Genomic DNA, 14,021 nt, shown 5'->3' on the forward strand with positions numbered 1-14,021 from the left:
ACCCATGGAACTGATTTTATCCCAAACTGACTGGCAGACTATTCACCACACACTTCAGCATTTAAATCTGATAGGAATTACCTTTTCACCAGACTTCATCGTACGAAGCGTCAGTCCGCATGCGCTCATGAAAACGGGCTGGCACGAATCGGATCTGGTGGGGTTCAGCATATTCGACAAGCTGATACCGCGCGAGGAGGAGGAGGAAGTGCGGCAAATGCTCGAAGAGGGTATCCAGGGCAAACGCAAATTGGAACAGCGCGAGGTGCCCTTTCTTGCGCAGAAAGGAACGCTGCGCACATTCTCGATCAACTCGGTGCTGATCCACCAGGAAAACGAAGAGGTCGAATGCATTACACTTGTAGGCGACGATATCACCCGCCGACGCAGAATGGAATCGGCCATTGCCAAATCTAATTCCCAGTTGCAGGACCTGGTAGACAATACCAGCGATTTGATCCAGCTGGTGGCAATCGACGGTAAATTCATATTTGTAAACAAGGCCTGGCGCGAGGTGCTCGGCTACGGGCTGGATGAGATCGCTTCCATGCGCATGGAGGATATCTTGCACCCGCAGCATAAGGAGGAGGCGCTCCAACAGTTGAAGCGGATCGAGCAGGGCATCGCCAATCCGAGTTTCGAAGCGGTTTTTATGAACCGCGACGGTAAAAAGGTATTTGTGGCAGGCAGCGTCAACTGCCGTTTCGATAATGGCAAACCGACTGCATTTCGCTGTATTTTAAATGATTTTACAGAAAAAATAAGGGCAGAGAAAGCCCAGAGCCTGTATTACAGCATTGCCAACTGGACTGTTAATACCCAAAACCTGGAAGAATTCTACCACGGTATCCATGAAGAACTGGGCAAGATCATCGATGTCCGCAACTTCTTTATCGCATTATACGACCCCAGCAAGAGCTTCATTTATTTTCCCTATTATGTAGACCAGTATTTCAAAGGGAATGTAAAGTTTACCAAACGAAAGCTGGGTAATGGGCTGACCGAATATGCGATCGCGTCCAACAAGCCGCTGTTCCTGTCTGACCAGGACATTGAAAAGCTGGCCAAAACCAATAGCCTTTATTTGTACGGCGTCACCCCAAAAGTGCTCCTGTGCGTGCCACTGCGTATCGGCGACCGGGTCACAGGGATTATCGGGGTGAAGTCCTACGACGATCCTAATATGTTCGACACCCGCGATCTGGAACTGCTCGAATTCATTTCGGGCCAGGTGGCGATGGCGATTGCGCGCAAACAGAGCGAGGAGGAGCTAAGCAAGTACCTGGCAAGGTTGAACGCTATTTTCGATAGCAGCTCGCATTTGATATGGTCGGTGAACAAATCGCTGCAACTGACCTCATTTAACAGAAATTACGCAGACCTTATCCATAACCAGCTAGGGGTGAGGCCTTCGCTTCAATCCAGCGCCGAGAAGTTCGGCTGGCGGATGGTAGGCAACAGCAACCGCCGGACGCTTGAAACCAAGTACCGCCAGGCGCTGCGCGGTGAGCCGCAATATTTCGAATTCAAGATCGACCGGAAAGATTCGGGTGAAATGTGGCTGGAATTTTACCTGAACCCGATTCATTATGCCGATGGGGTCATCGAGGAGGTTTCCGGTATTGCCCGTGACATTACGCGGCGGAAGGAAGCCGAGCTTTCGCTCAGGCACAGTGAGGAGCTTTTCAGGGGGATTTTTGAAAACTTGCAGGATATTTATTGCCGTATCAACCGAATGGGCGAGATCACCATGATCAGCCAGTCGGTGCTCAAACGGCTGGGGTATTTGCCCGATGAAGTGATAGGGCATAAGATCACCGAGTTCTTCTCGGACAAAAAGCGGATTCACTCTGCATTGATACGGCTTCGGAAAACCAAAAGCCTGCGGAATTTCGAGATTACCATGTACCGCAAGGACGGCACCGAGCGTCAGTTTATGATCAATATGCTGATGTTTACCAATGATAAAGGCAAACCCACCGAAGTGGCCGTGCTGGCGCGCGATATTACCGAGCTCAAACGCAACGAGCTGGAACTGCTCAAATCCAAGGAGCACGCCGAACGTTCATTGAAAGTAAAGGAAGGGTTTCTGGCCAACATGAGCCACGAGATCCGCACGCCGATGAACGGGGTGATCGGGATGATCGATTTGCTGGGCGAGACGCCGCTGAATACCGAGCAAAAAGATTATGTGCTGACCATCAAGCGCTCTTCGGAAACGCTGTTGAACATATTGAACGATATTCTCGACCTTTCCAAAATCGAGGCGGGTAAAATGGAGCTGCACGAGGCGCCGATCGCCGTGGAGGAACTGCTGCTTAAACTGGTTTCGCTTTTCGGGCAAACTGCCAAAAGCAAGGGCAACACCCTCACCTATCGTATCGGGCCCGATATTCCCAAATTCATCATTGCAGACCAGACAAGGCTTTTGCAGATCATGTCCAATCTTACGTCCAATGCTTTGAAATTCACCGAGAATGGCTCAGTTGAGCTCATTCTGACATTGGTGAAAAAAGAGGGATTGTTCCACAAGATCAAAGTGGAAGTGCAGGATTCGGGAATCGGTATCAGTGCCACCGATAAGCAGATCTTGTTTACATCATTTACCCAGCTCGATAATTCGTCGCGGAAATCCTTTGGCGGGACCGGCCTGGGCCTGGCTATCTCCAAACAGCTTTGCGCCTTAATGAACGGGGAGATTGGTGTCGAGTCTGCGCTCGGAGAAGGCAGCACCTTCTGGTTTACCTTTGAAACAAAGGAAACCTCTATCGCGCAGGTGAGCACCATCACGCAGGTGGAAGATACGCCGATCGAGGACGTATTTGCCGATTACCATCCGTTGATTTTGCTGGTGGACGATAATGCGGTCAACCGCAAGGTGGCCAATGAGATCCTGAAAAAATCGGGCTGCGAGACCGACATGGCAGAAAGTGGTTTCAAGGCCATTGAAATGGTAGAGAAAAGGTACCATTCCGATTCGAAGGGCTACGATATCATTTTCATGGATATTCAAATGCCGGATATGGATGGGGTCGAAACGACACAGGAGCTCAAAAAGCGCTTCTCGAAGGGCCTTCCGCCGATTGTGGCCATGACGGCCTATTCGATGAAGGAGGATCGCGACCGGTTCATGAGCCAGGGAATGGACGATTATATTGCCAAGCCGATCCGCGCGCAGACGCTGGTGCAGAAGGTGAAGGAATTGATGGGCAACCTCGAAAACCGCAAGCTCGAACAAAAGCAAAAAGAGATCGCCCAGGAGGCGATGGTGCCCGTCCTTGACAAGGAAATCATCGATCAGCTCAATGGAATCGGAGGCGCTGATCTGGTGTGGTCGGTCTTCGAGGATTTCGTCACTGAGTCCAACGAGCTGGTAGCCGGCGCGTTGCAGGCTTATAAAACAGGTGATATAAAAACTGTCAAGAGCAACCTGCACACATTGAAGGGCAGCGGTGGTACGGTGGGCGTCTCGCAGGTTGCCGAGATTGCGCGCGATGCCGAGTGGCGCCTCAAATCCGATGACACCAGCACGCTCGCAGAGGCGCTGCCGCAGCTGGAAAAGGCCTATGAGCGTTTTCTGGCAAGTTATAAGGGATTGCTGGGTGAATGGCTGTAATAGTGTTGCGACCGCCGATAGCTGACTGCTGACGCCAGGCCGTTTCGTCGGTGAAAAGTGCCTGTTGGTCTATTAAAATATCCGATACTGTCGATTGTAAAGGTTTATTGCCGGAGCGCATTAAACTTTGGTAAGAAAGGGAGCTCTAACCAGCGATAAACCTTTACAAGTCATGAACAGATTTACATTCTTCGTCCTGATGCTCGCCGGTCTGGCCACCCCGGCTCTGGCGCAAAATGCGCAGATTACCGGCACGGTCCTGGACAGTGTGAGCCGCGAAGCGGTGGTAGGAGCCTATGTGGCCGTCAGCCGCAACGCCCCGGACGCAAAGCCTGAATATGTGACCACGGATGTGAATGGGAAATTCACTTTTACCGGTCTGAGCAAACAGGTTTCTTACCTTGTCAAAGTCTCCTATTTAAGTTATAAGGATTTCGCCAAAACCCTTATCCTCACAAAGGATATTGAAAACCTGGGGACGATCACCCTTACCGAAGCGGTCGCAAACCTGAAAGAGGTGAAGGTGGTCGGTCAGGTGACGGCCATGGAGCAAAAAGGAGATACCACCCAGTTTAATGCGGCGGCTTTCAAGACCAATCCGGATGCGACTACCGAAGATCTGATCCAGAAAATGCCCGGTATTACCGTCGCAAATGGAACGGTGACGGCTCACGGGGAAACCGTAAATAAGGTTTTGGTGGATGGTAAGCCATTTTTTGGTGACGACGCGGCGTTAACCCTAAAAAACCTTCCCGCAGAAGTGGTCGATAAGATCGAGGTGTTCGATAAGCTCAGCGATCAGGCCCAATTCACTGGTTTTGACGATGGCAGCGCTCAGAAAACAATCAACATCGTCACCAAGGCCGATAAGCGGATGGGGCAGTTCGGGAAAGTTTTCGCAGGCTACGGGCTCGATGACCGCTATCAGGCGGGCGGGAATGTGAGCTTTTTCAAAGGCAACCAGCGTATATCGGTGATCGGCTTGAGCAATAATATCAATAACCAGAACTTTTCCAGCCAGGATCTGCTGGGCGTCTCCGGTGGAGGCGGGGGGAACCGGGGTGGGGGTGGCTCTGCGGGTAATTTCCTGGTGGGGAACCAGAGCGGGATCACTGGTACGAATTCGTTTGGTTTAAATTATTCCAATAAAATTGGCAAGAAGCTCGATGTCAGCGGCAGCTATTTCTTTAACAGAACCAGCAACAGCAATGTGCAGGGCCTCTCGCAGGAGTACTTTCTGCAAGGCGCGGGCAGTAGTCAGTTTTACAATGAAAACAGCCGGACTAACACAACCAATTCAAATCACCGCCTCAACTTCCGCATTGAATACAATATCGACCCCAAAAACTCGCTGATCATCACTCCGCGGCTGAGCTTTCAGGACAACCATTCAGGAAGCGTCAAGGCGGGGCTGACCACGCTGGCCTCCGACGGCAGCAACGTCAACAGCTCCGATAACAGCCAGGGCAATGCCAACAAGGGCTATAATTTCTCCAATGACATTTTGTTCCGGCACGCGTTCGAGAAAAAAGGCCGTACGGTTTCACTGAACTTCAATACACAGGTGAATGATAAAAACGGCCGCCGTGACCTTTATTCAAGAAATACGTATTTCGATAACCTCGCGCTGGGTGATACGGCCATGCGGGGTGATACGATCGATCAGCGCAGCTTTACGCATTCGGACGGCATCACTTTGGGCGGAAACCTGGTGTATACCGAGCCGATCAGTACAACCGGCCAGTTGCAGTTCAACTACGGCCTGACAATCCAGAACAGCAATTCCAATAAGGATACCTACAATATGAGCTATGATGAGGGCACTTATTCGGATCTGGATACGCTTTTGACCAACAATTTTGATAACCGCTACATTACCAACCGTGCAGGGCTGGGTTACCGGTACAGAAAGAACAGCTGGTCGGCAAATATCGGCCTGGACTTTCAGAATACCGGCCTATACAGCCAGCAACTCGCGCCGGTCAACAATAAAGTCGATCAGTCCTTTACCAACATCCTGCCTAACTTTATGGTAAACTACCGCTCCAAAGAAGGTGCACAGTTCCGGGCCTTTTTCCGCAGCTCAACCAACCAGCCATCGATTTCGCAGTTACAGAATGTGGTCGATAACAGCAACCCACTATCGCTCACAGCCGGTAATCCGGATCTGAAACAGGAGTACCGCAATATGGTCAACGTGCGCTATTCGCTGGCCGGCGCGAAAAGACCTTACAGTTTCAATGCGATGATTTTTGTTACGCAAACCAACAATGCGATCGTAAATTCAACCTACATCGCCCAAAAGCCCGAGACGCTGCCTAATGGGCTGTTTTTGGAAAGAGGCGCCAAATTCACCGCGCCGATCAACGTGGACGGAAGCTGGAATGCGCGCTCATTCATCGCCTACGGAAAGCCTGTTGCGCCATTGAAGCTGAATTTGAACCTGACTACCGGTTTCAACTACGTGCGCTCGCCGGGGATGATCAACAACGTGCCCAATTATTCGAACACCTACGCGATCTCACAAGGCCTGGTGGTAAGCAGCAACATCAGCGACAAGCTCGACTTTACAGTTTCTTATTCGGGTAATTACAATGTGGTGCGCAACACGATCCAGCCTAATCTGAACAACAACTATTACACACAAGGCATCACTGGCCGTGTGAACTGGATTTTCGGAAAGGGATTTGTGCTTCAAAGCGATATCAACAACCAATCCTACCGCGGTTTGGGCGCGGGTTACAACCAGAATTTTACGCTCTGGAATGCGAGCATTGGTAAGAAATTCCTGAAAAACAATGCAGGGGAGCTGAAACTGACCGTATTCGATATTTTAAAACAGAACAACAGTATTACCCGCAATGTTACCGAAACTTACGTGCAGGATGTGACCAACCGGGTGCTCACCCAATACGCTATGCTCACATTCACCTACACGCTCAGAAACTTCGGCAAGATGCCTTCCAACAACGAGGGAAATTACAGAAGACGTGATATGGAAGGCGGAGCGGGTTACCCGCGCGGCGGCGAGCGCGGAACCGGTGGCGGCCGGGGGTTCAACGATTAAAACATTAAACCCTTCATACAGTGCAAAGAAAATCCCGGAGCGTTCGGCTCCGGGATTCTTTGTTTGCAATGGCAAAATCTATTTTTTGTCCGGGAAGGGGATGATGAGCTTTTCGCCTCTTTCGGAGAAGTCACGGGTTCTCCCGTTCGCTTTCATGAGCGCCTCTTTGGTAACACCGTATTTACCGGCTACCACGCGAAGCACGTCGCCCGGGCCTACGGTGTGAACTGCTTTTACCTGTATTTTCAGCTTGGTAACACCGCCTTTTACATCAGAAACCGAGGAATTTAGGCCCTTCAAAGTTTCCGTTTTTAGATTGTAGCGTGATGCGATGCTTGAAAACGTCTCCCCGCTCTGAACAGTGTGGGTTATTTGCTCCCCGCCAATGGATGCGGCCGAGATAGAAGGCTTATCTTCTTTCTTGGGCTCTTCGGCCTTTTCCTTAACCGGTTCGGGCTTGGGTTTCTCTGCCGGTTCCTCAGAGGGTACCGGCTCGTCGCTGACGGGCTCGGCAGCATTCTCTTCCAGGGTCGAATCGACAACTACGGATGTGAGCTCCTCGGAGCTGGAAGAGCTGTCAGAAATATATTCGTAGCCCACATAGAGCATTGCCAGTACCAGCAAAACCAACACGAGTAATGTTACAATAGGCAGATTCGACTTTTCAGTGGGACGGACATTTCTTTTTTTCGGGAATTCGTCTTCCATAATCTGGCCGGATTCTATTTTTTAGTGGAGTTAATTTTCTACGAAAATAATAAAGACAACCTAGTTTCCAAGTTGATTTTTCAATTCCTCGTTCATCACTGCAACTTTCTCTTTGAGGCTCTCTTTGAATGCATCAAGCCTTTTTGCAAGGTCCGCATCACTGGCTCCGATGATTTGGGCAGCCAGTATCCCGGCATTTCTTGCGCCGTCCAGGGCCACGGTCGCCACCGGAACGCCCGCTGGCATTTGCAGGATCGAAAGCACAGAGTCCCAGCCATCTATCGAATTGCTCGACAAAACCGGCACCCCGATCACCGGAAGGGAGGTCAGTGAGGCGACCATTCCGGGCAGGTGAGCAGCTCCGCCCGCGCCGGCGATGATTACCTGCAAGCCCCGGCCACGCGCGGATGCCGCGTATTCGAGCATACGCTCGGGCGTACGGTGCGCTGATACGATCTCCATTTCATATGAAACGCCCAGCTCGGTCAATGCGTCTGCGGCCAGTTGCATTACCTTTCTGTCAGAAAGGCTGCCCATGATAATCCCTACCATTGGTATGTGTTACTTTGTTTTGTGACTGATTACTTTAATATTGTTTCTGACAAAATCCGCTTTTGCTTTCAGCGATGCGATATCCGAATCCATGATGGTGATATGGCCCATTTTGCGGAAAGGCTTGGTGATCGCTTTCCAGTAAAGGAACGGGAATACCTCAGGCGTTGCAAGCAGCTTTTCCATTCCTTCATAAACAGCAGGGCCCTGGTAACCATCCTCGCCAAGCAGGTTGACCATCGCCGACGGTCCGTAAGCGTGCGTGCTGCCTAGCGGCAGGTTCAGAATAGCCCGCCAATGCTGTTCGTATTGGCTGGTCGCATTCGCGCGGATCGTGTGATGGCCGCTGTTGTGGGGTCTGGGGGCGACTTCGTTGATCAGCACCTGGCCGTCGGGGGTAAGGAACAATTCTACGGCCAGCAATCCTACTATCTGGAATGCCTCAGCGGTCTTGCGCGCGATCTGCTGCGCTTTCGCATTAACTTCCCCGCTGATCTGGGCTGGTGCAAAAAGGTATTCTACCAGGTTGTGCTCGGGATGAAAGACCATTTCCACGGTCGGGAAGGTTTCGATCTGCCCGTTTGCATTGCGGGCAACGATAACTGCGAGTTCTTTTTCAAACGGAACTGCTTTTTCCAATAAACCCGGTTTATCGAAGGCTTTGCCCAGCTCATCGGCCGAGCTCAGCCTCTGCACACCGCGGCCGTCATAGCCATCTTTGCCCAATTTATGGAAAGCGGGCAGAAACCAGACATAGTTGGCAACATCTTCACGGTTTTCCGTCAGAATAAATTCGGCGGTAGGAAGCTGCTTGTCAGCGTAGAATTGTTTTTGAATGCGCTTGTCCTGTATCTGACGGATCACCGAAGGCTGGGGATAGATCTTTTTACCTTCCTTTTCCAGCGCTTCCAGCGCTTCCACATTCACTTTCTCAATTTCGATGGTAATGACATCAAGGTCTTTACCGAAGTTATAGACGGCGTCAAAATCTTGCAGGGAGCCCTGGGTAAAATGAGGGGCTATTTTCCGGCACGGTGCTTCCGGGTCCGGATCGAGCACATGAATATCGAGGTTCCAGTCCACGGCCGCTTGCAGGAGCATAAGCCCCAACTGCCCGCCGCCAAGGATTCCAATTCGGGATGAGAGCATTTATTAAGTGATATTTTCCCGCAAAATTGGTTTAAAAACGGGTCAGAAAAAAGGAATGTCATCAAATTGCTATTTCATAAACCTGATCAGGCCAATTTCCACCAACAGGAAGAACAGCGCTGCGTACAGGAAGAACTTCCACAGACTAGTCCCCATGTTTTGCTGCTGGAAGGCGGTGGAAAAAGCCTCGTCATCGATCCGGTCGAAGACCTGCACGTTCTTTTTGCCTGAAAAAGCGGCCCGCAGCTCGTCAGGGGAGTAGTATTGCAGCTTGGATTCTGCGTGGTTATGGTTCAGGGCGATGATCTGCTCTGTTTTGTTGTCCAAAACAAGCTCGAAATAGCCCGCGGTGAGACCGTCCGATGCCTGGTCGCCTTGCGGAATTTCAAGCAGAAGCTGGTTGCCAGCCACGCGCTGGACGGGGATAATCTCGGTTTTATTGCGCCGTAGTTTATAAACCGAGTTAGGTTTGGGCTTGCCGACTGTCAGGCTGATGGGATTCTCGTCAAAAGTGAACGATGTGCGCTGCTGCCGCACGCTCGATGCGGCAATTTTATACATGACCGGCACAAATATGGCGTGCTGGGCAACATTACCATATTCCTGGGCCAAAGGCGCGGCAAACAGATAAGTCTTGCCCGAGCCCGAGAGCACCTGATTAAGGTAGGTCTGGCCACTGCGCAAGCTCAGCAGCGGCTGGCCTGCATTTGCCCAACTCCACACAGGCAGCGCGCCTGGCAGGTTAAGGTTGAGCTCCTGCCGCATCGATTCCTCAAAAACATCGCTGAAAAACGGATTATTGCGGTCCGGTACGGCCAGCGCAAGCGGGGCCTGTGCTTTTTCAGCAGTAACTGCATTAATACCCAAACCACTCAAAAAGCGGCCATAGCTATCGGCTGCGGGCGCAGCAGGAGGGATGATGGCCAGGCTGCCGCCCCGGCGGACGAAGTCCTGCAAGTCCTGCGGTAAAGTGCCCGAAAGCTGGGTAACGCCTTCCAGCACGACCAGGTCCGCGTTTTTGATCAGGCCGGGATCGACATTGTGGGCGCTGTAACTTTGCAGGGTAAACAGACTGTCGTTGGCATATACATTCTCGATATAGTTTCCCTCCGGCTTTTGCCCGTAGACGTGCAGCACGCGGATGAGCGGGGAGGCATTGAGCACAAAATAATAGTTGTTGTCGAAGGTGACAGGGAAATCATCAAAGGTAATCTGCCCCTTTTTATAGCCTTTCCCTTTGAGGTTGAAATTGAATTTGGCCGTCGCGCTGCCGTTCGCAGGAACGTTGACCGAGGCGGTGGAGGCCTGGGTATTGTCAAGGCTGAGCCTGAGCACTACGCTGCGCGCCTCGCGGTTGCCGGAGTTGCTCACCTTTACAAACAGTATATTGTTTTGAAGCTCGCGGATGAAAGGCGTATTCAGCCAGGCAGAATCCACAAATACATTTTTCTCAGCCTCAGCCTGGACGGGCACCAGGAAAATCTGGTTGGTTGAATCGGTTTGAATGGCCGAAAGGTTTCCGGCGGTGCTTTTCTGAAAATCCGAGAACCAGAAAAGCTGGTTTTTGCCCGACTGTGAATGCCGGGCCATCAGGTTCTGCTGGCGTTTGTAGACCTGTTCGAGCGTACGCGGTGTGCCTGAAAGGCCGATCGTGGTCAGGCGGTCACGGAGCTTTTCGGCAGGGTACAGGCCCTGTTCCTGGGCCGAAAAATCGTTGGTGACCAGTTGAAGCGAGGTGGCATTTTTAAAAAGTCCCAATAAATCCCCCAGACGGCCGGTAGCAATATCCAGATAGCGCTTATTGTTCAGCTCGCTTTCCATGCTCAGCGAATTGTCCAGATACAGGCTGGTAATGCCCCGCCTGTCGACGGCTACATTACTTTCAGCGGGAATAAATGGCTGGGAGAATGCGAATGCCAGACAGGCGATGGCCAGTATCCTGGCTGCCATCACCAGCCAATGCTTGATCTGGCGAATGGACTTGGTCTGGGTTTCAACCGCTTTTAAAAATGCTACATTGGTGAAGTATACCCTTTTTGTCCGCCTGAAATTGAAAATGTGTACGGCAATCGGAACCGATACGGCCAGTAAACCCCACAGGAAGGACGGAAAAAGGAAACTCATGTAGCTTAGGATAGTCTTATGTCAATGATCAGTGGCCGAATATGGTTTCAAAATGGCACTTTTCAAATGTTCAACGCAGTTAGCAGAGACAAATTACACCAATTTCTGATAACAGTTTTTTATTTGTAGACCTTTCTCATATCTCGGGTGCTTTTTTCTAACTTTGCACTTTGATTTGCGCAGGTAAGCTCTCCGAGCCCTCGCAGATAGAGAAGATCGTTAATTTAAACAGAGTTATGGCCAAAGTTTCGGTAAACAAACACCAGCCCGTCTATCAAATGCCTACGAACCCGGCCGCGGTTCGTACCAAGAAGTACGCCTTACCTACCCAAAAATACATTTCCCTGGCCATGCGTTATTTTTTCAAGACGCAGCTCAAATGGGTGCTTATACCCGTGGCCCTGATTCTGATCAACGCGGTTGTCAGCCTCACAGGTGTGTATCCCAATTTGTGGATTTACATTACCGTTGTGGTGGCATCGATCCTTTATGTGCTGTTCTGGCTGATCCAATTTACCGGTATTACGCAGCTGGCGCAGTACAAGCCGATGTTCGAGAAGTTCTCCTACGAGATCGATAACCGCCAGATACTGATGAAGCTTAACCAAAAAGAGGGAAGCGTGATGAAATGGGAGCAGATCCTGGATGGTTACAAGGACAAGGATGCTTATGTACTGGTTATTTCCAAAGGACAATTCCTGTATTTGCCGTTCTCGATCTTTACTTCCGAGCACGATATCAAAGTTTTCGAGCGGATTTTAAAGCAGAAAGATTTGCTGAAAGCCTGATCAAAGGCCATTACAAAAAAACGCCCGGCTGCATAAGTCGGGCGTTTTTTTGTTGGCAGCTATTTGATGCTGGCCTCCTGGTGATGTTTGGTGAAATTCTTTTCCCCCGCTGTGACCGCGATCGCCATGTGGTTGTTGAGCGGCGGGATCGGGCAGTTGTAGCCGGTGCTGTATGCGCAGTAGGGATTATATGCCTTGTTGAAATCCAGAATGCATTTGCCGTCTTTGAGATCGGTCGTTTTAAGGTCCAGATAGCGGCCGCCGCCGTAGGTATCAGAGCCGTTGGTTTTGTCTTTGAAAGGGACAAAGAGATAATCCTTGTATTTAGCGAGTTGTTGCAGGCTCAGGCTGCGGTATACCGTCAGCTTTTGTCTGCGGCCATTGACCTTGAATTTGAGTACCCCGTATTTGACGTAGGTCTTGTTCATCCCGCTGTAAGTAGGCATTTCAAAAGACTTACCCTTCGCCTTCTCGAAATGGGCCTCCACCCGGTAGGAGGAGTCGGGCTCGTAAAATTGCAGATAAGGCAGATCTGCTTCTTTGAGCGGCGAGTTCTCCGAGCGCAGGAACTCGTCTTTGTAATGCTTTCTGTACTGATTAGTCTCTTCGGTAAAAGTTTGTGCTTGTGATCCAAACGCCGCGACCAGAACTGTAAAGAGTGTGCTTAAAACAACTTTCATACGGTAGGGAAAAAAGAAATCCGGTAATTTTTACCGGATTTTATAAAAATTATTCCAGAAACCCAAAAACGCGGGAACTTTTTAAGTTATTGGGCTGAAATTTTCTTCACTTTCGATTCGTCGATGTTGAATGCTTTGATAACCGACTCGTAGCTGTTCAGATCCACTTCGGCGTTGGTACGTTTCAAAAAGTCGGATGGAACCACCACTACGCGGAACTCGAATCCACGGGTCCAGTCGGTAGGGAGTTTGGTTTTGTCACTGTTTCCGTCCAAGAAAATTTCCATATCCACATCGGTGCGATCGAAATTGTAAGTAACCAAAACACCGTTGTTAAGGAATGCAGTTTGCGGCAATGGACGGTAGGCTTTAAGGCCACCTACGGTATTCCAGTTTACATAAACCAGCACGGCGTCGGAAGGCAGGACTTCAATATTTTTGTCCTTGAAATTCAGCACGTAGCCCCAGTCGTTGGCCTCGGTAAAGTCCACGTTAATAATATCGAAGGTTATTCCCAGCACATCGCCTCCTTGCGGTCCGGGATCACCTTTCGGCCCGGTGCAGCTTTGGAATAATGCAATGACACCGAGTAACAGCAGGGGCAAGAGTTTTCTGTTCATGACTTGTGAGTTGAAATAATTGAGAAATCTGTTAAAAATCTGTGATTAGATGATGATGCAATTATAAAGTTTAAATCCCGATCGGGCATTAACCTTTGTTAACTAAAAAATGCCGTTCCATACATCAAAGGGAGGCACATACTGGAACAGAGGACGGTAAGTAATTATTGTATTTTAATTGAAGGTATTGTTTGCGTAGATATCGTTTGCATGCTACTTTTCCCGAAAACAACGATTTTAGGATCAACCAACATTAAAAGGAACAACGATGATTAACCGTAAAGCAACAGCCATTTGGAAAGGTACCGGCAAAGAAGGCGCAGGTACGATCAGCACGCAGAGCACAGTTCTGGAAAATACCCAGTATTCTTTCAATACCCGTTTTGCGGAAGGTAAGGGAACAAACCCCGAAGAACTGGTGGCCGCTGCACACGCCGGATGTTTTGCCATGAAGCTGAGCTTCGAGCTGAATGCGGCCGGTTTCACAGCCGACGAGCTGAATGCAACAGCTACTATTTCTCTTGATCCGGCACAGGGCAAGATCGTTAAAAGCGCTATCGAATTGAAGGCGCAGGTTCCGGGCATCAGCGCCGAGCAGTTCGCACAGGTTGCCGACAAAGCGAAAAAGGAATGCCCTATTTCGCAGCTGCTCAACACGGAAATTACATTGAACGCGGAGCTGGTATAAGCCCATCACGGTTTGACTTTCGAAGATTC

At 50.2% G+C, this 14,021-nt stretch carries 10 protein-coding genes; 4 read left to right on the forward strand and 6 right to left on the reverse strand.

Features of this window, described 5'->3' with window-relative positions:
- The first annotated feature begins 4 nt into the window (after positions 1-4).
- Together ACTJJJ_RS18600 and ACTJJJ_RS18605 are read left to right on the forward strand one after the other, a co-directional pair.
- Positions 5-3,616 carry a PAS domain S-box protein gene (locus ACTJJJ_RS18600; protein WP_440702639.1) on the forward strand — a complete coding sequence of 1,204 codons (3,612 nt, stop codon included), beginning with the start codon at positions 5-7 and terminating at the stop codon, positions 3,614-3,616.
- Positions 3,617-3,788: 172 nt separating this feature from the next.
- Entirely contained in the window at positions 3,789-6,683 is a 2,895-nt protein-coding gene (locus ACTJJJ_RS18605) for an outer membrane beta-barrel protein (protein ID WP_426293634.1), read from the forward strand.
- Between the two features lie 78 nt (positions 6,684-6,761).
- On the opposite strand, the gene ACTJJJ_RS18610 is transcribed toward ACTJJJ_RS18605, so the two are convergent.
- From ACTJJJ_RS18610 to ACTJJJ_RS18625, 4 genes are all read right to left on the reverse strand, one after another.
- Positions 6,762-7,391 carry a LysM peptidoglycan-binding domain-containing protein gene (locus ACTJJJ_RS18610; protein ID WP_426293635.1) on the reverse strand — a complete coding sequence of 210 codons (630 nt, stop codon included), beginning with the start codon at positions 7,389-7,391 and terminating at the stop codon, positions 6,762-6,764.
- Positions 7,392-7,451: 60 nt separating this feature from the next.
- Complete coding sequence (purE, locus tag ACTJJJ_RS18615; protein WP_188932498.1) at positions 7,452-7,943, reverse strand: 5-(carboxyamino)imidazole ribonucleotide mutase; 492 nt, start codon at positions 7,941-7,943, stop codon at positions 7,452-7,454.
- Between the two features lie 9 nt (positions 7,944-7,952).
- Entirely contained in the window at positions 7,953-9,092 is a 1,140-nt protein-coding gene (locus ACTJJJ_RS18620; RefSeq protein ID WP_426293636.1) for a 5-(carboxyamino)imidazole ribonucleotide synthase, read from the reverse strand.
- A gap of 69 nt (positions 9,093-9,161) precedes the next feature.
- Positions 9,162-11,216 carry a BatA domain-containing protein gene (locus ACTJJJ_RS18625; protein ID WP_426293637.1) on the reverse strand — a complete coding sequence of 685 codons (2,055 nt, stop codon included), beginning with the start codon at positions 11,214-11,216 and terminating at the stop codon, positions 9,162-9,164.
- 236 nt (positions 11,217-11,452) lie between these two features.
- On the opposite strand from ACTJJJ_RS18625, the gene ACTJJJ_RS18630 reads away from it, so the two are divergent.
- A complete protein-coding gene (locus tag ACTJJJ_RS18630; protein WP_426293638.1) occupies positions 11,453-12,004 on the forward strand; it encodes a YcxB family protein in 552 nt (183 codons plus the stop codon).
- A 59-nt stretch (positions 12,005-12,063) separates the two neighbouring features.
- Here the strand turns inward: ACTJJJ_RS18630 and ACTJJJ_RS18635 are convergent, their stop codons facing one another.
- Together ACTJJJ_RS18635 and ACTJJJ_RS18640 are read right to left on the reverse strand one after the other, a co-directional pair.
- Positions 12,064-12,684, reverse strand: coding sequence for a DUF1684 domain-containing protein (locus tag ACTJJJ_RS18635; protein ID WP_188932490.1), 621 nt, complete (start codon positions 12,682-12,684; stop codon positions 12,064-12,066).
- Between the two features lie 86 nt (positions 12,685-12,770).
- Positions 12,771-13,304 (reverse strand): hypothetical protein, encoded by a 534-nt coding sequence (locus tag ACTJJJ_RS18640; RefSeq protein ID WP_188932488.1) that lies wholly within the window; start codon positions 13,302-13,304, stop codon positions 12,771-12,773.
- 268 nt (positions 13,305-13,572) lie between these two features.
- Here ACTJJJ_RS18640 and ACTJJJ_RS18645 point away from each other — a divergent pair, with 268 nt between their 5' ends.
- Complete coding sequence (locus tag ACTJJJ_RS18645) at positions 13,573-13,992, forward strand: OsmC family protein (protein WP_188932486.1); 420 nt, start codon at positions 13,573-13,575, stop codon at positions 13,990-13,992.
- The last annotated feature ends 29 nt before the right edge of the window (positions 13,993-14,021 follow it).

The organism is Dyadobacter sp. 22481, assembly GCF_052044875.1.
Taxonomy (GTDB): domain Bacteria; phylum Bacteroidota; class Bacteroidia; order Cytophagales; family Spirosomataceae; genus Dyadobacter; species Dyadobacter endophyticus.